28 protein-coding genes are annotated in these 22,312 nt (G+C 31.7%); 13 read left to right on the top strand and 15 right to left on the bottom strand.

The window, feature by feature from the left end; translation table 11 throughout:
* Positions 1-8: 8 nt before the first annotated feature.
* The 5 genes from ACTF45_RS06270 to ACTF45_RS06250 form a co-directional block, all read right to left on the bottom strand.
* A complete protein-coding gene (locus ACTF45_RS06270; RefSeq protein WP_438949573.1) occupies positions 9-164 on the bottom strand; it encodes a hypothetical protein in 156 nt (51 codons plus the stop codon).
* Between the two features lie 188 nt (positions 165-352).
* Positions 353-607: a poly-A polymerase gene (locus ACTF45_RS06265; protein ID WP_438949572.1), complete on the bottom strand. Its 255-nt coding sequence runs from the start codon at positions 605-607 to the stop codon at positions 353-355.
* A 590-nt stretch (positions 608-1,197) separates the two neighbouring features.
* Positions 1,198-1,332, bottom strand: coding sequence for a high light inducible protein (locus ACTF45_RS06260; protein ID WP_438949571.1), 135 nt, complete (start codon positions 1,330-1,332; stop codon positions 1,198-1,200).
* 214 nt (positions 1,333-1,546) lie between these two features.
* Positions 1,547-1,729: a hypothetical protein gene (locus tag ACTF45_RS06255; RefSeq protein ID WP_438949570.1), complete on the bottom strand. Its 183-nt coding sequence runs from the start codon at positions 1,727-1,729 to the stop codon at positions 1,547-1,549.
* Between the two features lie 235 nt (positions 1,730-1,964).
* A complete protein-coding gene (locus ACTF45_RS06250; protein ID WP_438949569.1) occupies positions 1,965-2,126 on the bottom strand; it encodes a hypothetical protein in 162 nt (53 codons plus the stop codon).
* A gap of 635 nt (positions 2,127-2,761) precedes the next feature.
* Between ACTF45_RS06250 and ACTF45_RS06245 the strand changes: the two genes are divergently transcribed.
* The 4 genes from ACTF45_RS06245 (at position 2,762) to ACTF45_RS06230 (ending at position 5,141) form a co-directional block, all read left to right on the top strand.
* Positions 2,762-3,250: a hypothetical protein gene (locus tag ACTF45_RS06245; protein WP_438949568.1), complete on the top strand. Its 489-nt coding sequence runs from the start codon at positions 2,762-2,764 to the stop codon at positions 3,248-3,250.
* Positions 3,251-3,437: 187 nt separating this feature from the next.
* Positions 3,438-3,584 carry a hypothetical protein gene (locus tag ACTF45_RS06240; RefSeq protein WP_438949567.1) on the top strand — a complete coding sequence of 49 codons (147 nt, stop codon included), beginning with the start codon at positions 3,438-3,440 and terminating at the stop codon, positions 3,582-3,584.
* Between the two features lie 74 nt (positions 3,585-3,658).
* Entirely contained in the window at positions 3,659-4,177 is a 519-nt protein-coding gene (locus ACTF45_RS06235) for a hemagglutinin (protein WP_438949566.1), read from the top strand.
* A 502-nt stretch (positions 4,178-4,679) separates the two neighbouring features.
* On the top strand, positions 4,680-5,141 hold the full coding sequence (locus tag ACTF45_RS06230; protein ID WP_438949565.1) for an EVE domain-containing protein: 462 nt from the start codon (positions 4,680-4,682) through the stop codon (positions 5,139-5,141).
* A gap of 13 nt (positions 5,142-5,154) precedes the next feature.
* Here ACTF45_RS06230 and ACTF45_RS06225 read toward each other — a convergent pair whose 3' ends face one another.
* The 3 genes from ACTF45_RS06225 to ACTF45_RS06215 all read right to left on the bottom strand — a co-directional run bounded on the left by ACTF45_RS06225 (position 5,155) and on the right by ACTF45_RS06215 (position 6,330).
* Entirely contained in the window at positions 5,155-5,406 is a 252-nt protein-coding gene (locus ACTF45_RS06225) for a DUF2811 domain-containing protein (RefSeq protein ID WP_288347472.1), read from the bottom strand.
* Positions 5,407-5,719: 313 nt separating this feature from the next.
* Positions 5,720-6,091, bottom strand: a complete 372-nt coding sequence (locus ACTF45_RS06220; protein ID WP_288347473.1) for a DUF1818 family protein — start codon at positions 6,089-6,091, stop codon at positions 5,720-5,722.
* Between the two features lie 2 nt (positions 6,092-6,093).
* Positions 6,094-6,330 carry a DNA-directed RNA polymerase subunit omega gene (locus ACTF45_RS06215; protein ID WP_288347475.1) on the bottom strand — a complete coding sequence of 79 codons (237 nt, stop codon included), beginning with the start codon at positions 6,328-6,330 and terminating at the stop codon, positions 6,094-6,096.
* A gap of 101 nt (positions 6,331-6,431) precedes the next feature.
* Here ACTF45_RS06215 and ACTF45_RS06210 point away from each other — a divergent pair, with 101 nt between their 5' ends.
* Positions 6,432-7,997, top strand: coding sequence for an Hsp70 family protein (locus ACTF45_RS06210; RefSeq protein ID WP_288347476.1), 1,566 nt, complete (start codon positions 6,432-6,434; stop codon positions 7,995-7,997).
* Here the strand turns inward: ACTF45_RS06210 and pyrR are convergent.
* A complete protein-coding gene (pyrR, locus tag ACTF45_RS06205; protein ID WP_288347478.1) occupies positions 7,994-8,536 on the bottom strand; it encodes a bifunctional pyr operon transcriptional regulator/uracil phosphoribosyltransferase PyrR in 543 nt (180 codons plus the stop codon). The genes ACTF45_RS06210 and pyrR overlap by 4 nt on opposite strands.
* Positions 8,537-8,675: 139 nt before the next feature.
* Between pyrR and gpmI the strand changes: the two genes are divergently transcribed.
* A complete protein-coding gene (gene gpmI, locus ACTF45_RS06200; protein ID WP_438949564.1) occupies positions 8,676-10,298 on the top strand; it encodes a 2,3-bisphosphoglycerate-independent phosphoglycerate mutase in 1,623 nt (540 codons plus the stop codon).
* Between the two features lie 25 nt (positions 10,299-10,323).
* Complete coding sequence (secG, locus tag ACTF45_RS06195; RefSeq protein ID WP_011133064.1) at positions 10,324-10,548, top strand: preprotein translocase subunit SecG; 225 nt, start codon at positions 10,324-10,326, stop codon at positions 10,546-10,548.
* Positions 10,549-10,634: 86 nt separating this feature from the next.
* Here secG and groL read toward each other — a convergent pair whose 3' ends face one another.
* Both groL and groES read right to left on the bottom strand, forming a co-directional pair.
* Complete coding sequence (gene groL, locus ACTF45_RS06190; RefSeq protein ID WP_288347480.1) at positions 10,635-12,269, bottom strand: chaperonin GroEL; 1,635 nt, start codon at positions 12,267-12,269, stop codon at positions 10,635-10,637.
* A gap of 51 nt (positions 12,270-12,320) precedes the next feature.
* Positions 12,321-12,632, bottom strand: coding sequence for a co-chaperone GroES (gene groES, locus ACTF45_RS06185; RefSeq protein WP_288347482.1), 312 nt, complete (start codon positions 12,630-12,632; stop codon positions 12,321-12,323).
* A 222-nt stretch (positions 12,633-12,854) separates the two neighbouring features.
* Between groES and atpD the strand changes: the two genes are divergently transcribed.
* Both atpD and atpC read left to right on the top strand, forming a co-directional pair.
* Positions 12,855-14,315: a F0F1 ATP synthase subunit beta gene (gene atpD, locus ACTF45_RS06180; RefSeq protein WP_288347483.1), complete on the top strand. Its 1,461-nt coding sequence runs from the start codon at positions 12,855-12,857 to the stop codon at positions 14,313-14,315.
* A gap of 48 nt (positions 14,316-14,363) precedes the next feature.
* Entirely contained in the window at positions 14,364-14,768 is a 405-nt protein-coding gene (gene atpC, locus ACTF45_RS06175) for an ATP synthase F1 subunit epsilon (RefSeq protein WP_288347484.1), read from the top strand.
* Between the two features lie 3 nt (positions 14,769-14,771).
* On the opposite strand, the gene ACTF45_RS06170 is transcribed toward atpC, so the two are convergent.
* From ACTF45_RS06170 to ACTF45_RS06160, 3 genes are all read right to left on the bottom strand, one after another.
* Positions 14,772-15,248 carry a 30S ribosomal protein PSRP-3 gene (locus ACTF45_RS06170; RefSeq protein ID WP_288347485.1) on the bottom strand — a complete coding sequence of 159 codons (477 nt, stop codon included), beginning with the start codon at positions 15,246-15,248 and terminating at the stop codon, positions 14,772-14,774.
* 108 nt (positions 15,249-15,356) lie between these two features.
* Positions 15,357-15,515 carry a hypothetical protein gene (locus ACTF45_RS06165; protein WP_011133070.1) on the bottom strand — a complete coding sequence of 53 codons (159 nt, stop codon included), beginning with the start codon at positions 15,513-15,515 and terminating at the stop codon, positions 15,357-15,359.
* 57 nt (positions 15,516-15,572) lie between these two features.
* Entirely contained in the window at positions 15,573-16,898 is a 1,326-nt protein-coding gene (locus ACTF45_RS06160; protein WP_438949563.1) for an aminopeptidase P N-terminal domain-containing protein, read from the bottom strand.
* A 74-nt stretch (positions 16,899-16,972) separates the two neighbouring features.
* Between ACTF45_RS06160 and ACTF45_RS06155 the strand changes: the two genes are divergently transcribed.
* The 4 genes from ACTF45_RS06155 to ACTF45_RS06140 are packed head-to-tail and all read left to right on the top strand — an operon-like array spanning position 16,973 to position 21,474.
* Complete coding sequence (locus ACTF45_RS06155) at positions 16,973-17,950, top strand: CNNM domain-containing protein (protein WP_438949562.1); 978 nt, start codon at positions 16,973-16,975, stop codon at positions 17,948-17,950.
* A 2-nt stretch (positions 17,951-17,952) separates the two neighbouring features.
* Positions 17,953-19,194, top strand: a complete 1,242-nt coding sequence (locus ACTF45_RS06150; RefSeq protein WP_438949561.1) for a GTP-binding protein — start codon at positions 17,953-17,955, stop codon at positions 19,192-19,194.
* Positions 19,191-19,772: a nicotinate-nucleotide adenylyltransferase gene (locus ACTF45_RS06145; RefSeq protein ID WP_438949560.1), complete on the top strand. Its 582-nt coding sequence runs from the start codon at positions 19,191-19,193 to the stop codon at positions 19,770-19,772. Before ACTF45_RS06150 ends, ACTF45_RS06145 begins: the two co-directional genes overlap by 4 nt.
* A 4-nt stretch (positions 19,773-19,776) precedes the next feature.
* Entirely contained in the window at positions 19,777-21,474 is a 1,698-nt protein-coding gene (locus ACTF45_RS06140; protein WP_438949559.1) for an NAD+ synthase, read from the top strand.
* Between the two features lie 5 nt (positions 21,475-21,479).
* Here the strand turns inward: ACTF45_RS06140 and ACTF45_RS06135 are convergent.
* Positions 21,480-22,312: DUF3326 domain-containing protein (locus ACTF45_RS06135; protein ID WP_438949558.1), on the bottom strand; the 833-nt coding region annotated here is incomplete at its 5' end.

The following is a 22,312-nucleotide window of genomic DNA, read 5'->3' as shown; positions in this document are numbered from 1 at the left end:
TTAGCCATCTAAACAAAATAGTTTTCATCATTTTCCCCAATACTTGTTTCGACCCATTCAGGCGGATAGTCGCCAAGTTTGACATATTGATAAAGCTTATCTAGATCTGGATCGTAATAAGTGTCATTGATTTTTGGATCTTTGATTACTTTACTTGGATGCATAAATGAAATCTGATTTATAAAAGTGAATTTTTAAAATCATTTATTGCTTTAAATGGTTTGTCTTCAACATTTAAGGCGTGAAAATAAAGCAGACTTTTAAAAACTAAGATGCCAAGATTAAGGAAAAATTAATTAAAAAATAAATTTGTTTAAAACAATTTGACTCATAATTGTTTAGCAAGTAATCCCTAAAAAGAAGTTTTATCTAAAGACAAAATATCTTGTACTTTAACCGTATTTAGCTGATCATTATTTTCTAGGTTTTTATACAATCTTCTTGATTGGGGTGATTTAAGTGCGTTATTGTAATTTTCAATAAATTCCGAATCATCCAAATAAGATTTATCTTTACTTTTGAATCTTTCTTTCTGGATATTTTTTAAATTTTCAATCTCTTTTTTTTGAGCATCACGATTGCGTGGAGGAAAATTTTCTAATTTCATTATTATATTTTGTTTTTTATATATCCAAACCTTAAAGCGTTAAAGTAATGCATATTGCTGAATTTTAATTTCCACTGTTTAAGAGAGATTTAAGTTGGCAATAAATTTTTTTTAAACAACTTTAATTGATCAAAACTGTTTTAACCCCCCATACCACCCATCACTTTCCTAAATAGAAGCTTTAATGGATAATCATTTTATAAAGGCAAATCTTATATTTCATTCACGATTCATTCACGATTTGCAATATTCTCTTAATCTCTTGATATGACTGATATTAACTACAGGCTAATGAAAAGTGCATGAGATGCATTTTGCTAGTCATAGCAACGGTTTTATTTTTTACCAAAAATTCTATTCGAACCTCATTCGAACTTTCTAATATAAATTTATAGATAAGATTAAAAAAATAATTTCATTAAAAAAGCCAGCCTGTATCCCTACTAGCTGACTGTCATGATGATGTTAAATTAAAAATTTAAAAGAATGTATTTGTTGTTGTAGTGATACTTAGAATTACTGCACAAAAGAAGATGTAAGGAACTGCTTTTAGAGGAACATATCCCTGACTTTTAGATATGAAATCCATTTTATACAAAACCTGGAATGATTTGACCTGTTGTTAGATAAGCACCAACAAGAGCAATAAAGCCCATCATTGCGAATCTACCATTGAGCTTCTCAGCTACAACCTTTTCCTTCTCAACTGTTTTTGTTTCTTTCATTTGACCGTTTGTTATTTATTTAAGATGCTTTATGATGCAATCTTGAAATCAATCTAATACCAAGAAATAGATAGCGTGAGTATAATTACTTACTCTCATACCCCCTATAAGCTCATCTTATATAACTCAGAATTGATGGATCAGACTATAAATTAACAAAACAAGATCTTGATGATATTGAAACTGCTTATGAATTTCAAACTAGTGATTTAAATTAAATTTTAAACTCTTTCTTTAAATGATTTTTAAAAAGAGTTTTTGGTTTTTTTGAAGTAGTTTTCTTAAGATATTCAGGGATGTAACTATATGAAACTAATTTCTCATCAGCATTATGAAAGTAGTTTTGAAATTCATTAAAGTACTTTTGGGGTAAAGTAAGGGGTTTTTTAATCTTCATTTTTCCCTCCTAATTAGTAATGAAAATAAGGAATTTCTTCTAATTTTTTTGGAATAAAATAACATATGCCAAATTGCATACATTCCATTTGATCATCAGTCAAAGCTCTCGAGTTTAAATTCCGACCTGAGAATGTATCTAGAAAAAAATGTATTGTATTTTGAATCTTATGTTTATAAGTATTTCCGCAAGACATGATTAACCTCCTTTGTTTTTTGAAAATTTTTAAACCCTATTATTCAATAATGCAATAGGGGTCACTTTGTGATTTGCTGCAAAAAATAGTTTTGCGTAAATAGTCTTTTTCATATTTTCTATAAATACTTTGAGTCATGAAAACTCCAAAATAAATAAGTAAGACAGTCAATATTAGTAGCTCTAATCCTAAGTTAGTCATTTGAATAACCTCCTTTGATTTGAATGTTATTTAGTACGTTTGATATATAAAAATCAAGCGTATGAATACCTAAAAAAATATCAAGTAATAACTCTAAATAACTTCGGGACTAAAAATATGACTTTAATTTTGATACTAAATTTTAAATAAATCAGCATAATTACGGATATACAAAAAAAATTATTCGTACTAATTTCCAATTAATCAAACGGAGGGATTAGAAATGATCGATAGTCCACCAGAGAAGTTCATTAGATTGGTTTAAGCAGCCAACTAAATTAGCAGCAAGGATCAAAGATTTAGGTGCGTTGTTAATTTATTCCTACACATAACTAAGTGAAAGAGATTGTTTTCTAAAGGCGGGATTCAATCTCTTTTTATTGGCTTTACTCCAAACAAAATAATTTCTCCCTACTTCTATCAGCGCGCTTGATTTGGCATCCAATTCAACCTAAAAAAAGCAGTGTTTTACTGTTGTAAATAACTAAAGAAATGAAGGACAAACCTTAATAAAAGGGATTAAATCTAAATTAGAGGATACCAAAAACTGATTGAGAATTTGTAGCTGAATAAGAAATAAGTTCATTGCATTTTCTATAACCTTCATTCCATTTTCATAAGGAGTTTTTTAAAAAATGATTTTAAATCAAATAGATTATGCAGAAAGCAAAAAAGATCAATTATTCAAATTAACCATTAGAGAATTACGTCTTGAAGCCAAAAATTTATCAGTAAATTTATATAGTCGAAAAACTAAGAACGCATTAGTAGATTTAATACTTAAATATCAAAAGGAGGATTTAATTGAAAAACAAACTGTTAATAGGAAAGAGTTTTCAATAGATATTTTTACAGAAGAAGAAAGATTAGCTCTAGAAAAATCTAAAGCAGAAAAAGAAAGATTAGCCTTTGAAAAATCTAAGGCAGATGAAAGAATAGCTCTTGAAAAATCTAAGGCAGAAGAAGAAAGAATAGCTCTAGAAAAATCTAAGGCAGAAAAAGAAAAAGCTATATTATCTGATAAAAATTTCAATTTGAAAAGATTATTGTCTGAATCATTTCCTGATAAAAAGGTATCCGTAACAGATAATAAAGACGGATCACAAACAATTTTAATACTCTAATAATTAATGATTGGCTTCAATTTTATCAAAGGGTCAGCTCATGACCATCGTATATTGAATATAGGTCTGTCATTGAATTTGCCGGTTCAAAATACATGCCTCTTCCCGTACCTAATAGTTCCTCAAACCGCCCTATAAATTACAAGGCAATAGTAGGACAATATAGGTATAGATCTAGGAGGTCTAAATGAAACTACAAACTCAATTCACCATTCCAAAAAAAGAGTTTAGAGATCTTGACTATGTCAACAAAGTAAAAGTTTTAGAAGAAACTTTAAAGAAAGAATGTATGGATTATCAAACTAAAGAAGATTGTTTAGTTTGTTGCAACTGACTATACATTAATCGTTATTTTATAGCTTATAAATCCTAAAAATATTTATAAATTTATTAATGAGAGGTTGAACAATGAAATTAAGATTCTTCCCAACAACAATTTTTAGAGAGACTCCAAAAGTGACATTCTTTGATGCAGGCTTGGAGGCATCTAATGGTTGCGATGTGGTAATTCACTCTGAAGAGGCTATATCTCCTCCAGATGATTTTAAAGATGAACAATATTACGTTCACAATCATCAAATTGATCACAACTTAGTTATTACTGGGGAAAGAACATTTGTTCTAATAAATCCTGCATGGGATGAACCCCATCATGTGATTTATTTAAATAGATCTATGGGGGCATTAGAAATTCCTATTGGAACTTATCACAGATCAATCTCAGGAAAAGAAGGTAGTATTGTCTTAAATCAACCCACAAGAGATAAATTTTTTGATCCAGCTAAAGAATTTATCCCACAAAAATTAGACCAAATAAGTTTAATAAAGGCAAGAAAAACTCCACCTGTTTATTGGGTTTGGGAAAATGATCAAATTAAGAGAGTTGGGTTTAATCCGATAGAACGAGAAATGAAATCACTAACCTGATAAAAAAAGACTAATCAAACATCTCTTACTTTCCTAAATAGGAAATTTTACTGGCATCAACGATTCACCGTAATGGGATTCGGCTGATCTCATCAGCAGCCAGTAAAAGAAATTCACTAAAGTCTTTTCCACGAGGATTTAGTAACTGACCTAAATAACCTTATACGAAGTGTATTAGTAATATACAAAACTCTTATGTCAACCTATTAAAACATTTGTATCATTACGAACTATTTCAAAACCCTATAATTTGTTCTAAAAACTGTTCTTAAAACTGTTCTAAATCAAACAAATTTCATACGATAAACCTATTTTTTCAGTATCAATGGCGGGGTTTATACAGAAATTTATGAGGTCGAATATATACGCATATGCAAGGATAATTGACCCCATACCACCCATAACTTTCCTAAATAGGTTCTTTGATGGATAATTAATTTATACCCAAAAAAGTTTGGATAACACGTCCTCCAAGCCTTAAAAATCGCCCAAATTCCTTGATATGACTGAAGAAAAGTTTTGGCTAATGAAAAGTGAACCAGACGCTTACAGTATTGATACTTTAAAAAAGGATGGAGTTACTTTATGGGATGGCATCCGAAATTATCAGGCGCGCAATTTTATGAGAAGAATGTCTCTTGGAGATAAAGTATTTTTTTACCATTCAAATTGCAAACCTCCTGGAATCGTTGGATTTATGGAGGTTATCGATCTAAATATTGTTGACCCAACTCAATTCCAAAAAGAATCAAAATATTTTGACCCTAAATCAAGTCAAGAGAAACCAAGATGGGATTGTGTGAAAGTCAAATATCTATTTAAAGCAAATAAATTTTTAAGTTTAACTGAATTAAAAAATTTATTTAATGAGGAGGAACTGTTATTGGTTAAGAAAGGTAATAGGTTATCTATAATTCCAATAAAAATAGAAATAGCTAAATTGATCTTAGAGAGAATTAAATAAAGTTAATTCTTGATTAATTATCAAAGTCCATGGAAAACATTTTGCCTATATATAGCCTTGTTAGATCCCTATTTTGAAATCCTTTTTGCATCAAAAATCCAGCGATTGCTGCTTGTAAAATTCTATATTGATCCCAATTAGGATGATCCTCAACAAATTTATTCATAGCTTGTTGAAGATTTTCTTGAAGGTCACATTTAAAACTAATTATTTCTTCTTTATTATTGATATTTTTTTGATTAACGTCACAATTTAATTCTTGCATAATTCAAATAAGGGGAAAAGATCATTAGGGCATGGGATCAGTTTTCTCTAAAAAAACTAAATAGTCAACTTTTTATTATTTATCCATGTCTCAGTAGTATTAGAGATGAGACCCTTTGAGAAGACTAAGTTTCTACAGAAATTTATCTGAACCATATAAATCTTATAAGTAATATAAAAATTACTTATCTTTATGAGTTTTCCACACAAGGTAGATCTACAAATATTTTTTAGAAATTAGCTGTGGAAAAGATGTTAAAAAAGATTTTTAAATCGGGGAATTTTTTCAAAAAATTTCCAATTTAATTAATTTTTCAATCCATTGATTCCCACATTTTTTTTATTTCATAAAATAAATTTTCAGCTATTGGTATAGGCCAATACATTTCGAATGATCGAGTTTGTTCTGAGCTTTCAAATATTAATCTTAAGTTCCATCCATTTTTTTTACCCTCCAATTCTGCGTACCAAGGTAATTGTTCTATTTCTAAATTAATAAACTCTTCGTCCATTAATTCATCTGTTATTTGCATCAATTGATTATTCAGTTTTATAAGTAATTTATATAGCAATTCGAATTCATGTTTCTGTAACTCAATAGCCCAATTGTTTACACCAATCAAAAAACAAAATTTACCTTTATTAGTATCTTTACTTAATCTCCAATTATTTTCTTCAAATGACAAAGCTAACCTGGAAGTAAATCTGGTTGATCTTGTTCATCACTTAATTCAATAATTGATCTTTGAACTGGTTTAATAGCTGATTCTTCTAATAATCCATCAAAATCGTCAAACCTTCTTTGTTTAGCTCTAAAAGCAATTCTTACAGTTGTTAAGTATCTATTAGTAGATTTCCTTATTAAACTTTCACCTCTTTTTGCAAGATCATTGTGATCAATATTGGAATTATTGGATACGTTCATAAAAAAATATTTTTAAATATACAATATAGTTTACATTAATATTAACATCATTAAAATTATAAATTTTCAAACGAACTTAAAAAAATAATAAGAAATCTGCTATGGAAAATAATTTTTCTGGAACCCTTGCTCTTGATTTGGGAAATACTAATACCGTATTAGCTTTTCAAGATGAGAAAGATAGCGATTTTACTTTAATAGAAATACCTGGTATTACGTGTTCTCCTGGAGTCATCCCATCAGTAGTTTGGTTCGAAGGTGGAGATAATGTTGGAAGGATAGGATTATCTGCATTGAAAAAGAAAAATTTATCTTATTCAGAAAAATATTTTCATTCAAATTTTAAAAGATTAATTGGTAATCCTATTGAAAGGCAAAAAGAGAAAGTTTTAAGTCCAATCGAATCAGGTGAAAAATTTTTCAAAATTCTTTGGGAAAATATTCCAATAGAATTTAACATTAAAAGGCTGGTTTTGACAGCCCCAATTGACACTTATAAGGGTTATAGAAAGTGGTTAATTAGTCTATGTGAAAGTTTGCCTATTAATGAGGTAGCACTCGTTGATGAACCTACTGCAGCTGGGATTGGAATGAATGTTCCATTAGGTTCAATTATTATGATTATCGATATTGGCGGTAGTACTATTGATATGAGCGTAATCAAAACACAAGGCGGGGAAGGTAAATCTGCACCTATTGCAGAACTATTGAAGTTCCAAGGAAAGGATGTAAGTGCAATATCAAAGCAAAAATTAAGATGTGCTGAAATAATAAGCAAATCTGGTTCAAAAGTCGGAGGTAAAGATATAGATCAGTGGATTGTTAATTACTTTTTACCATCAAATCAAGATGAGAGAAATTTTTCCATAGCAGAAAAATTAAAATGTAAGCTTAGTGGCCCAGAAATTGAATCTGAGAGAAAATACCTTATATCTTTATTTACAGAAGAGAATGAAGAAAAAGATTTTTTTATGAGTAAAGAAATTTTTGAAAAGATTTTGATGCAGAATAATCTTTTAAGTCACTTAAATTCCCTACTTAAGGATTTATTAAATGAGGCTAGAGGAAAATTTTTTAATTTAGATGATTTAAACTCTGTGATTTTGGTTGGAGGAGGAACACAAATTCCATTAATAAAAGATTGGATCACTAATAAGATTTCAGGAATACAAATCAATTCTCCGCCACCGATTGAATCAATAGCAATAGGAGCTCTTGCTATGACTCCTGGAGTAAAGATTAAAGATATCTTAATTAAAGGCTTATCAATTAGATTATTTAATAAAAGAGAACAAAAACATTTCTGGCATCCAATTTTTTATAAAGGCCAAACATGGCCTACAGAAAAACCATTTGAATTAATTCTTCAAGCCAGTAAAGATGGTCAGAACATTTTCGAGATAATTATTGGAGAAACTAAAACGAAGAGAAGTTTTGATGTAATTTTTGAGAATGGATTACCAAAGTTATCAGAATCTCAAAATGAAGAAGAGGTATTTAAATGGAATAAAAAACCTCTTCAAATAAACGTGAAAAATGAGTGTAAAATTGGAGAAGATGTCTTAAAACTTTATTTCAGTATAAAAAAAGATTCATCTCTTTATCTGAGATGTCTAGATATTTATGAAAAAGAATTAGGTTTATTTAATTTAGGAAATATCTTTTAAATTTTATCCAAGAAGATACCATCTTCCCCATCAACTTCTTTTAGACATAAATGAACAATTTCCTTTTTGCTAGTCGGAACTTTTCTTCCGCAAAAATCAGGCTGAATTGGTAGTTCTCTATGACCTCTATCAATCATTACCAATAACATAATACTTTTTGGTCTTCCCCATAAAAGAAGAGCCTCAATTGCAGCTCGAATTGTTCTTCCTGTATAAATAACATCATCAATTAAAACAATATCCTTTTTTTCTATAGATGTAGGAAAATCAGTTGCCTCTATTAAACGAGTTCCAACTCTATTTTGATCATCTCTATAAAAAGTTGGGTCAATTATTCCTTTCTTTACATTAACTCCTGTTTTATCCAACATTTCTTTTCTCAAAACTTCAGCGAGATGAACTCCTCTCGTAGGGATACCAACCAATAAGAGATTTTCTAAATTTGAGATCTTTTCTATAATTTCGAAAGTTAGTCTAGAGAAAGTTTTTCTTAGCTCATCTTCAGTAAGTATTATGATTTTTTTATCTGATTTGGACATGATTCATCTAAAAATTAACTTTATTCAATATCCTTAATAAATTAGCAAAAGCTAACTAAATTACATATAAATTGTATGGAACAGCTTTTACAGCTAAATTAAAGATTACTTCTTTAAAACCATGCATTTTAATTAAGAGATGTCAAAGTTTAGCAGCAAGAATATAAATAAAATAAAAGTTCCTGAGAGTCCAGTTGTTCTCGCAATTCTGGACGGATGGGGACATCGTGAAGAAAATTTAGATAATGCCATAAAAAATGCCAATACTCCTGTAATGGATTCTTTATGGCATGCCTATCCTCATACTCTTATTAATGCGAGCGGAGCTGATGTAGGTTTACCTAATGGTCAAATGGGTAATTCTGAAGTAGGGCATCTCACAATTGGATCAGGGAGAATCATTCAACAAGAACTTGTAAGAATTACAAATATTGTGAAAAATAACCAATTAACTCAAGTACATGAGTTAAAGGAAATGGCTAATTCAATTAAGAAAAAAAAAGGTACCTTACACATAACTGGTCTATGTTCAGATGGAGGGGTTCATAGCCACATTGATCACTTATTAGGATTAATAAAATGGGCTTCTGAAGAACATATAGAAAAAGTAGCTATTCACGTTATTACCGATGGTAGAGATACTCCTGCAAAAAGTGCTCATAAATACATAAGACAAATAGAAGATTGCATAAAAAAATTCAAAGTAGGAGAAATAGCATCTATATGCGGAAGATATTGGATAATGGATAGAAATTTAATATGGGAAAGAACAGAAAAAGCTTTTGTAAATTTAACTGATCCAAATGGCAAAAAAACTGACATTTCCCCGGAAGATTATTTAAATAAAAGTTATAAAGCTAATATTACAGATGAATTCTTAGAGCCTATAAGAATATCTAAAAACTTTTTAAAAGATGAAGATGGTTTAATTTGTTTTAACTTCCGTCCAGATAGGGCCAGACAAATAATAAAAGCCCTTTCGGAAAAAGATTTTGATAACTTTAAAAGAAAAAGTATCCCTAATGTAGATATATTAACTTTCACTCAATATGAAGCAAATTTACCAGTTAAAATAGCATTCCCTCCTGAGTCTCTCAACAACTTTATTGGCCAAATAGTTTCAGAAAATGGACTTAAGCAATACAGAACAGCAGAGACCGAAAAATATCCACATGTTACTTATTTTTTTAATGGAGGAGTAGAAGTACCCTCTCCAGGAGAGCAGAGACATTTAATTCCTTCGCCAAGAGTTGCAACTTATGACATGGCCCCGGAAATGTCTGCCGAAGAATTAACTATTAGTTGCTCAAATGCTATAAAAACTGGACAGTATTCTTTTGTAGTTATAAATTTTGCTAATCCTGATATGGTTGGACATACAGGTAATATGGCCGCAGCTATAAAGGCCATCGAAACCGTAGATAGATGTATAGGTAAGATAGTAAATGCTACAGGAGAAATGGGAGGCAGTATTCTTATTACTGCAGATCATGGCAACGCTGAAGTAATGAAAGGTCCTGATGGAGAACCCTGGACAGCTCACACTATTAATAAAGTCCCCTTAATTTTTATTGAAGGTGAGAAAAGAAAAATTCCAAATATGGGGAATGAGATTTATTTGAGAGAAAATGCTGGATTAGCAGATATTGCTCCAACATTATTGCAATTATTAAATCTTCCTATTCCAAAAGAGATGACAGGAAAATCACTTATTAAAGAAATCGAATTAAAAGGATTTAATAAAGTCGTTCAACATGTTTAAATTAGATATATAACAAATACAAAATATGAGTCAAATATTTACTTGGATATGGGTTAGTTCTGGAATACTATTAATACTTTTAGTTCTACTACATAGTCCCAAAGGAGATGGTATGGGAGGAATAGCAGCTAGTGGAAGCTCAATGTTTACTAGTGCCAGCAGTGCTGAAGCATCACTAAACAAAATAACTTGGACTATTTTAATTATATTTTTATCTCTAGCAATCATTCTTAGTGCAGGTTGGATATAGAATTATCCAATTTAACTATCTTTAAAAATAAATATAAAAAAAGGGATTGTTTTAACAATCCCTTTAAAACTAAAAACTTTAGTTGTTTAGTAGTCGAAGTCTCCTCCCATTCCTGGAGCTGCAGCAGGTGCTGCATCTTTTTTCTCTGGCAAATCAGCGACTATGCATTCGGTGGTAAGGACCATTCCTGCTATAGATGCTGCATTCTGTAATCCTGAACGAGTAACTTTTGCAGGATCAACTATTCCAGCTGCAGACATATCTACATACTCTCCAGTAGCCGCATTAAATCCATCATTGAATGGTTTTGATTTAACATTTTCAGCAATTACTGCTCCATTTGAACCGGCATTTTCGGCAATTCTCATGAGCGGAGATGTTAATGAAGCCTCAACAATGTTAGCGCCTATTAATTCCTCTCCAGATAAAGCTTTGTCAGCCCATTCCTTAAGAATCGGAGCCAAGTGAGCGAGAGTTGTACCACCTCCTGGAACTATTCCCTCTTCAACAGCAGCTTTTGTTGCATTAATAGCATCTTCTAAACGAAGTTTTTTATCCTTCATTTCAGTTTCAGTAGCTGCTCCAACTTTGATAACTGCAACACCTCCAGCCAGCTTAGCTAAACGTTCCTGAAGTTTTTCTTTATCGTAGGAAGAGTCTGTTTCATCCATTTGCTTTTTAATCTGATCACATCTTGCAGTAACAGCCTTTTCATTACCCTCAGCGACAATGGTTGTTGTCTCTTTGTTAATAGTGATTCTTCTACCAGTGCCTAACATCTCTAAAGTTGCATTTTCTAATTTCAAGCCTGCATCTTCAGTGATTAGCTGACCATTAGTTAAAACAGCCATATCTTCAAGCATAGCTTTTCTTCTATCCCCAAATCCTGGAGCCTTAACTGCAGCAACATTAAGTACACCTCTTAATCTATTCACTACTAAAGTTGCTAAAGCTTCTTTTTCAATATCTTCTGCGATGATTACTAGTGGCTTTCCTGTTTTAGCTATTTGCTCTAGAACTGGTACTAAATCTTGTACTAAAGCAATTTTTTTATCAGTGAGTAAAATGTAAGGCTCATCTAAAACTGCCTCCATGCGCTCAGTATCTGTCGCGAAATATGGAGAAATGTAACCTTTATCAAATCTCATTCCTTCAGTAACTTCCAACTCAGTGGTCATTGATTTTCCCTCTTCGAGAGAAATAACACCCTCTTTACCAACTTTATCCATTGCGTTTGCAATCATTTCGCCAACTTCCTCATCATTACCTGCCGCTATAGTTCCACATTGAGCTATTGCAGTGCTATCACTAATAGGCTTTGAATTCTCTTCAATTTTGCCAACCAGGAATTCTGTGGCTTTATCAATACCTTTTTTAAGCGTAATTGCGTTAGCACCAGCTGCTACATTTCTTAAACCAGCTTTTACCATTGCATGAGCTAAAACAGTCGCGGTGGTGGTACCATCACCTGCAGCATCGTTTGTCTTTGAAGCAGCTTGTCTGATTAGAGCAACACCAGTATTTTCAATATGGTCCTCTAATTCAATTTCTTTTGCGATTGTTACCCCGTCATTAATAATTTGAGGGGCCCCAAATTTTTTCTCTAAGACAACATTTCTTCCTTTAGGTCCAAGCGTTACAGCTACAGACTCAGCAAGGATATCAATGCCTCTTTCAAGCGCTCTACGAGCTTGCTCGTTGTAAATAATTCTTTTAGCCATGTTAGGCAAGTAATTTAATAATAAGTTTTAATAATTTTTGAAACAAATAAATTAGCCGACTACAGCCAAAATATCTTTTTCTGAAAGTAAGACGTACTCATCTCCTCCCAATTTGATGTCAGTTCCAGCATATTTGCTGTATAAGACTTTATCGCCAATACTCACTTCAGGAGTTTGTCGAGAACCATCTTCGTTAAGCTTCCCAGGACCAACCTGAGCAACTTCTCCTACTTGTGGTTTTTCTTTAGCTGAGTCGGGCAAAAGGATGCCACCAGCAGTTTTTTCCTCAGATTCGGAAACTTTGATAAATATTCTATCTCCCAGTGGTTTGACTGTAGAGACTGTAAGTGAAACAGCTGCCATAGATTAATGGTGGATCATAAATGCGACGCTATGCGTCAAAAAGTCTGGTAAGAGTAATACTCAAACCGTATGGTAAATAACATAATCTGTTAAGCAGCAATTAAACCACTCTTTAACTGTGCGGTTGGCCGAACCCAGTTAACGAATATACCCTCGGGATGGTAATATTTCGCATTATGAGCTGTTATAAAAATCAGCTAATCCTCACCAAGTCAATAAAAAATGGTAGCAACTCCATCAACTTCAGCACCAGCAAAAGGTGTAGTACGTCAAGTAATTGGTCCAGTTCTAGATGTAGAATTCCCAGCTGGTAAATTACCAAAAATTTTGAATGCTTTAAGAATTGAAGCCAAGAATCCAGCAGGGCAAGACATAGCGCTGACCGCAGAGGTTCAACAATTACTTGGGGATCACAGAGTAAGGGCTGTTGCCATGAGTGGCACAGATGGCCTTGTAAGAGGCATGGAGGCGACTGACACAGGTGCTCCAATATCAGTTCCTGTAGGAGAGGCGACTTTAGGGAGAATATTTAACGTATTAGGAGAGCCAGTAGATGAACAAGGTCCAGTAAATACTTCAGATACCGCGCCAATTCATAGATCAGCCCCTAAATTAACTGATTTAGAGACTAAGCCTAAAGTTTTCGAAACTGGAATTAAAGTCATCGACTTATTAGCCCCTTATAGGCAAGGTGGAAAAGTTGGTTTATTTGGAGGAGCTGGGGTAGGTAAAACAGTACTAATACAAGAGTTAATTAATAATATTGCTAAGGAGCATGGTGGCGTATCAGTTTTTGGAGGAGTTGGTGAAAGAACAAGAGAAGGGAATGATTTGTACGAAGAATTTAAGGAGTCAGGTGTCATCAATGCAGATGATTTATCTCAATCTAAAGTTGCGTTGTGCTTCGGCCAAATGAATGAGCCCCCTGGTGCAAGAATGAGAGTTGGCTTATCGGCATTAACTATGGCCGAACATTTTAGAGATGTAAACAAGCAAGATGTGCTTCTTTTTGTAGATAATATATTTAGATTTGTACAAGCTGGTTCTGAAGTCTCTGCTTTGTTAGGACGAATGCCTTCTGCAGTTGGGTATCAACCAACTCTAGGAACTGATGTTGGAGCATTACAAGAAAGAATTACATCAACTTTAGAGGGTTCCATTACATCAATTCAAGCAGTATATGTTCCAGCGGATGATTTAACTGATCCTGCTCCCGCTACAACATTCGCACACTTAGATGCTACAACCGTTCTTGCTAGAGGTCTTGCTGCAAAGGGTATTTATCCAGCAGTTGACCCTTTAGATTCAACCAGCACGATGCTTCAACCATCAGTAGTTGGTGATGAACATTACAAGACAGCACGTGCGGTTCAATCAACCTTACAAAGGTACAAAGAGCTCCAGGATATTATCGCGATTCTTGGATTAGATGAATTATCTGAAGAAGATAGATTGACAGTAAGCAGAGCAAGAAAAATTGAAAAATTCTTATCTCAGCCTTTCTTCGTAGCAGAAATCTTCACAGGAATGTCTGGTAAATATGTCAAACTAGAAGATACAATTGCTGGTTTTAATATGATATTAGCTGGTGAACTGGATGATTTGCCCGAACAGGCTTTTTACTTGGTAGGTAATATCGATGAAGTAAAAGCAAAGGCAGAAAAAATAAAAGAAGAAAAATAAATTATCAATTTTCATAAATAATTTTAATCTCTCTAAAAATTTAAATTAATGGCAATTTCACTCAAGGTTTTAGCTCCAAATCAGAATGTTTACGAAGGTGATGCTGAAGAGGTAATTCTTCCAAGCACCACTGGTCAAATTGGGGTACTCCCTGGACATATATCTTTAGTTACGGCTATCGATATTGGTGTCTTAAGATTAAGAATGAATTCCAAATGGAAATCTATAGCTTTAATGGGTGGCTTTGCTGAAATAGAGTCAGATGAAGTTATAGTTCTTGTTAACAGCGCTGAAATTGGTTCCGAAATTAACATCCAAAATGCTGAAGATGCTCTTAAAAAAGCAAAATCCGCAATTAGTAAATTTCCCGAAAATGAGAAAAGTTCAGAAAAGATTAAAGCCCTTAATGAAATATCAAAAGCTGAGGCAAGAATTCAAGCCTCAAAAAACTAAATCTTAAGCAGTTCCACAGAAAGCGACTTCAGGAAATTTAAGCTTTGCTTCTTCCAATTTTTTCGTTTTACCTTCTTCTTGCCAGTAATTAATTACTTCAGTAGCTTTATTTAATATTTCAACTCTTTCATTATCTGTAATCCAACTTTTATTCTCTAGTTCGCTCTTTAATTTTTCCCATGCGTCATCTCTTGGCCAAAAATAGTAAGCAGTTAATGGACTTGGACCTCCTCCAACAATTTGATCTACTGCCAATGCGACATTATCAGGTAACCATAAGATTTTAATAATAAATCTACCCTCATCTGGTTTTGGGGTATAGCCTGTGGGAACTCCATCTTCATCAATTTTAGCAGCCGCTAAAACGGCGTTTGCTCCCATCATCCCTGCATTTGGTGAGGTTATTTTTGATTTTTGAGAAACATTTTTTTGTTCTTGCTGCTCCTTAGCATTCTCATTACCCTTATCTGATGAAGTCATTCAATAGTATTAGATTTATTTTTATAATTTATCAGTTAATGGTCACTAATTGATCATTTTGATCAAAAATTCTTGCTTTTATTTATTGATTATCACTAAAAGTTTATCTTATCTTTCTCTAGATACTTCATAAAAATCATAAATTTTTGCCTCTAAAGAATCCCAAAGATCTTTAGGAATATCATTTTCTTCTGCAAACATTCCAAGTTGACTAGCCAAGCCTCTTGCTTGAGATAATTTAGAATCATAAGAACTAGTTTTATCCATGTAAAAATTTTTATTTATCTTAAAAAACTAAATCTATTAACTGTAAAAGTCAAATATTCAATATTCTAAATCAGAAATTTCTTTAAGTGCGGCGAAGCTAAGAATTTCTGGCTCTTTTTCATTAACAAGGACATCATCTTCTATTCTTATTCCTATACCTTTCCATTTTTCTTCAATACTAGGTTGCCCTTCTGGAACGGGAATTCTGTCACTTATGTAAATACCTGGTTCGACAGTAAGTATCATCCCATTCTGTAAGGGAACATCATATTCTCCCATCCTATATGCTCCAACATCGTGAACATCTAAACCAAGCCAATGTCCAGTTCTATGCATATACAAATGTTTATAAGATCCGTTTTCAATTATTCCATCAGTATCTCCTCTTAATAGTCCAATTTCTTTTAATCCCTCTACCAGAATTCTCAAAGCAACATTATGGACATTAGTAGAATTAGATCCTTTAACAGAATTTTTGATTGCATTTTTTTGTGCTTCTAAAACAATTTCATAAATAAGTTTCTGCTCTTTAGAAAATTTACCTCCGATAGGAAAAGTTCTTGTAATATCACCATTGTAATAATCAATTAATGAACAACCTGCATCTACTAATAATAAATCCCCTTTATTCAATTCAGAGTTATTTAATGTGTAATGCAAAATGCATGCATTATCACCTGAAGCAACGATAGAGTTATAAGCAGGGCCTCTTGCACCTTTTTCTAAAAAGAATCCTTCTATTAATCCTTGAATTTGTCTTTCATTCTTCTTTGATGAAATAGATTCCCTTACTAATTCATGGGCTTCAGCTGAAATTTGAGTAGCCTCTCTCATCCTATTTATTTCAAAATCACTTTTAATTAAGCGCATTTCATTGAGATATATTTCAGGCGATTTTATAGAATTTGCTCCTATTCCTACCCTTGACCTAGCTTCTTGTTGTTGAGAAAATATTTCCAAAACAATTTTTTCAATTTTGGTATGTTTACCAATTGAATAAACAATCTCTTCTGATTCACCAATATAAACTGGCAGCAGATCCCTAAACTCATTAATTGAATGAGCTTTATCAGCCTTAAATTCTCTTTCGGCACCTTCTATTCCCCACCTAAAGCCATGCCATACCTCACTTAAAATATCCTTTGGAGCAACAAACAAAATAAATCTTTCCCCTTTTGGCTTATGAGATAAGAAAAGAGCAATAGAATCAGGCTCATCAAAGCCAGTCAGATACCAAAAATTACTGTCTTGTCTAAAAGGATATTCACAATCTGCATGATGCCTAACCAAGCTAGAACTTGGAATAATAGCAGCTTTGCCATTTAATTTTTTGAAGAAAATTTCTCTTCTTTCTTCAAATACTCTACAGTCAGGTTTAAACATAAAATTTTGGATTGGCGAATTTTATAAAAAAATGGAAGAATGAATTACAAGATATTTAAAAACTAATCTTTTTAATGGAACCAAATGTCTACATTCTAATTTTACTTATAATTATAATTTTAGTAGGTTCAGCATGTTGTTCAGGAGTAGAAGCAGCTTTTTTAGCAGTCAATTCAATAAGGATTTTAGAATTAGCATCAAAACAAAAACCCAAGAGTTCTGCAAATCAACTACTTAAACTTAGAAAACATCTTGGAAGAACTTTAACTGTAATTACCATAACTAATAATGGGTTTAACATAATTGGTAGTCTCCTTTTAGGAGTCTATGGGGCCTTAATAATTAAAAGTAGTTTGGGTTTAACATTATTTTCAATCGCTTTTTATGTATTAGTTGTATTACTTGGCGAAGTACTTCCAAAAGCATTAGGTACAAGATTTTCCCTGCAAATAGCCATGTTTTCTGTTCCTATTTTGAGGATGTTAAATACTTTAATGAGGCCATTTTTATTATTAATAGAACAATTATTTCCTGTTATAACTGCGGAGAACGAAATATCGACTGATGAAGCAGAGATTAGACAAATGGCGAAAATAGGCTCGCAGAAGGGATTTATAGAGGCTGATGAAGCAGAAATGATACTTAAGGTTTTTCAATTAAATGACTTAAAAGCGAAAGATTTAATGATCCCAAGAGTGTCAGCACCTAGTCTTGATGGGTCCTCAAATCTTGATGAAATTTCAAAACTTATAATTTCAAATAATTCTCCATGGTGGGTTGTTTTGGGAGATAAAGTTGACAAAATACAAGGGATAGCAAAACGTGAGAACTTACTAACTAGTCTTATCGAAGGAGAAAATAAAAAATTAATATCTGAATTATGTGATCCTGTCGACTACATCCCAGAAATGATAAAAGTAGACAAGTTGTTAACAAGATTTGACAAGGATCATAAAGGAGTGAAAGTAGTAGTAGATGAATTTGGAGGATTCGTGGGAATAATCGGATCAGAAGCTGTGCTTTCGGTATTGGCAGGTTGGTGGAAAGAATAAAAATGAAGCAAATTAATATTGATAAAAGTTATTTACTTTTGAAAAAATGGTGGGAAAGTATTGATCTTACAAACTATGAAAAATGTAATTTAAACAATGAAATTATTTCTTTAAATCAACAACTTTTCAGACTTAACGAAAAGCAATTAAGAATTGGAATATATGGCAAAGCAGGAGTTGGTAAATCCTCTATTTTGAATTTAATATTAGAAAAAAACGTATTTAAGACAGGCATTATAAATGGGACCACAAAAAATATTGAAAGGGAAGAGTGGAATTTCAAACATCAAAGTCTAAGAACTATCGAATTAATTGATGCTCCAGGCTTTGATTTTTGTGACATCAAAGATCCAGAAAATATATTCTCGCAAATCAATAGTTCAGAACTAATTTTATTTACAATAGCTGGAGATATAAACAGAAATGAGGTATCTCAAATCAATTCATTTATTAAGAATGGAAAAAAAATTATTCTTGTTTTTAATAAAATTGATATGTGGAAAGGGCATGATTTAAAAGAAATTTTAAAAAATATAAGATTAAAACTTCCACAATATATAAAAATCCCGATAATAATAAATTCGAAAAATAATATTAGAAACCAGTTAAGTGAGTTTATTAATAATTATGGAGAAAGTCTATTGACTTTAAACTCTCTTCAATTAGCTGATAAATTATTCTTAAAAATAAAAGAACAAAGATTAAAAAAAAGACAGCGCGAAGCTCAATCGATTATAGGTAAATTTGCAACAATAAAAGCATCAGGTGTAGCATTGAATCCATTGATTTTGCTTGATATTGCAGGAGGTTTTGCATTAGATACTGCATTAGTTAGTGAGTTGAGCAAAGTTTATGGATTAAATCTTAAAGGTGAATCAGTACGAAAAATCATCAAAAAGATTTCTATAAATAATATCTTCCTTGGAGCCACTCAAGTTGGTATAAATACATCTTTTAATTTATTGCGTAAAATTTTCTTGGCCACTGCTCCTTTTACAAATGGTTTATCATTATTACCCTACGGACCTATTGCTATTGTACAAGCAGCTATATCGGTTCGTTCAACAAAAATAGTTGGTAAATTAGCCGCTAAAGAAATATTTAGAAAAAGTAAAGGATATCTTTTAGATCCATCTCACATAATCAAAAAAATCGCAATAAAAGAACCTGAGATTTTTGATTATACAAAGGTTTATTTATCTAGTAAAAAGTTAGATAATAATTTTTCTATTTTTCTACCTTGAAATTTGATACTAAAAATCGAATTGCCTTATTTGGGACTAGTGCAGATCCACCAACCATTGGTCACAAAAAAATACTTGAAGAATTATCAAACATTTATTCTTTTGTTATTGCTTATGCAAGTGATAATCCAAAAAAAAAGCATAAAGAAAATATTTTCTTTCGAAACCTTTTATTAAAATCACTTATAAAAGATATAAATAATCCTAAAATAATTTTTAATCAAAAAATAAGTAGCCAATGGGCTATCGAATCTATTGAAGAATGTAAAAAAATTTATCCCTTTAGTAAAGTAGATTTTGTAATAGGTAGTGATTTAATTACGGAAATTTTCTCATGGAAAAATTCTGATAAGATTATTCATGCAGTTAAATTACTCATCATCAAAAGGGAAGGATATCCAATTGAATCTAAGACTCTTAAAATGTTAAAAACTAATAAAGTTATCTTTGAAATTTCTTCATTAAACATTCCCAATATTTCTAGTTCAATGGTTAGATTAAATAATAATTATTCTGATTTACCTGAATCATTAATCGATATAGTGAAGAAGAATAACTTATATAAATCTATTAGGTAGTTGAATGAATTTTTTCATTGCACAATTGAATCCAATTGTGGGAGATCTAGAGGGGAATGCAAAAAAAATACTTAATGAAACTGGTAAAGCATATTCAAATTCTGCTGATATGGTTCTAACCCCAGAATTATCATTATGGGGTTATCCTGCTAAAGATTTACTTCTAAAAAAAAATTTAATTGAAAGACAATATTCTATTTTAGATCAATTATCCATATCAATTCATAAAAAATATGGGAATTTAAGTGTTGCGGTAGGGATTGCTGAAAAGATTGATGATTCTTTTTTCCCAAATCTTTATAATTCTATTGTTCTTATTGAGGGTGGTAAATGGAAAACAATTGCACGTAAAATTATTCTCCCAACTTATGAAGTATTTGATGAAAAACGATACTTTCGATCTGAGCAAAGAGTATCTGTAATCTCCAAAACAATAAAAAACAAAACTTATAAGCTTGGAATAACTATATGCGAAGATTTATGGGTTAATGAAAATATAGAAGGAAGAGGTATTCATAAAAAGAATCCGATTATAGATTTAAAAAGCAAAAAAATTGATCTTTTATTAAATTTATCTGCCTCTCCTTATACGTTCAAAAAATTCAATTTAAGAACTAAAATTTCAAGTTTTGCTGCTAAATATCTTCAAGTCCCCTTAATATATGTTAACCAGATAGGGGCAAATGATGATTTAATTTTTGATGGAAATAGTTTCATTATGAATAAAAACGGATCAAAAATTAAACAATTAAAATCGTTCTCAGAGGATACGTCTAGTTGGGATATTAACGAAAATTTAAATTTAGTAGACGAAAAAATCTCTTCTGAAATTTCTTCAGTTTTTGATGCTTTAGTTTTAGGAGTAAAAGACTATGCTAAAAAATGCGGATTTAGATCAGCTTTAATTGGCCTAAGCGGAGGAATTGATTCAGCATTAGTTTCAGTAATTGCAACTGCTGCATTAGGAAGTGAAAAAATTTTTTGCGTCTCAATGCCTTCAAAGTGGAGCTCAGAGCATTCTAAAATCGATGCAAAAGATTTAGTCGCAAGACTAAACATAAACTTAAATACAATTTCAATTGAGAATATTATGTCCTCTTTTGAAAAATCTTTTATAGAAAGCTTTAACTTCAAAACAGAAGGAATAACAAATCAAAATATTCAATCAAGGATAAGGGGTACTCTCTTAATGGCTTTAGCTAATCAAGAAAAGCATTTGTTACTTTCAACAGGTAATAAATCAGAACTAGCTGTTGGATATTGCACTTTATATGGTGACATGAATGGGGGATTATCTGTAATAGGTGATTTATATAAAACTAACGTTTTTAAATTGTGTAGATGGCTTGATAGTAAAGATTCAATAGAACATAGAAAAGCATATAAATTAGATACCAAAGTTAAAATAATAGGCGATCAAATCTGCAATAAGCCTCCAAGCGCTGAACTTGGTCCTGATCAACTTGATACTGATTCACTACCTCCATACTCTTTATTGGATAAAATTCTTAAGGGAATTATTGAAGAAAAAAAAGATTTACAACTTCTTGAACAAGATGGGCATACCAAAGAACAAATTTCAAAAATAATTACACTTATTAAAAAAGCAGAATTCAAAAGAAAGCAAGCTCCTCCAATACTAAAACTAAGTAGTCAATCACTTGGTAGTGACTGGAGAGTACCAATTGCAATCTCTAATTAAAAAAGCTATTTCTTAAAATTTAGTTCTTGGACTTTATTCAACGGTCTTTTAATTGATTTTAGATTAATTCCCTGTCTAAGAGCAAGAATTAAGCCCGCCGCCTCGAAGTAACTATCCACTTCAATGAGTTTGGGATAATTTAAATTATGATTACCAAGATTTAATATATTTTTATTTTTTACAGAGATTACATTTAAACCTCTCTCAATACAAGCTAATACTCCTTCTCCTCCTAATGCCCCACCTGGAACAACAATAGATTCGATATCAATTGGGTGTAAGGTTATATTTTCATTGTTATCAGTCAATTCTATAAGATCTGGTGCATTACTTAATCCAATAAGTACTGATGGCAAAAATGTATATCCTATTTCTTCTGAAGCAGCACGAGGATCTAAATTTTCGTTCAATTCAATTGGACTTAATGCAGGTGCATGTGCACAGGGGACTTTGAGATACTTACTTATCAAGTGACTTATTACAGCCTCCACTCCAGCAATAGGATCAACCCCCTTTCCCTCCCTATATGAATTTGTCTCAATCAAATCAGTATTATCAGGAAATTTGGCTACTATCGCTATTGCAGTTATCCCTTTCTCTATAAGCCTTTCTCCTGCTTCAATTAAAGTATCGGGATTTTCAATTAAACCTTCGCTTATACCTCTTGATTCAGACTCAATAACTATTCCTAGCGGTTCTTTTGTTAAAACATAAGAATCAACATCGATCCCTAAAGTTGCGACACAAGCATCTGCGGCTTGTAAATGTCTCATTAATATTTCATGTTCAATACTTGAATCAAAAATTATTCCAATTTTCTGCTGTTTTACACTTTTGA

This window comes from Prochlorococcus sp. (assembly GCF_965655815.1).
Classification (GTDB): domain Bacteria; phylum Cyanobacteriota; class Cyanobacteriia; order PCC-6307; family Cyanobiaceae; genus Prochlorococcus_A; species Prochlorococcus_A pastoris.
This window is presented reverse-complemented; position numbering and strand designations above follow the sequence as displayed.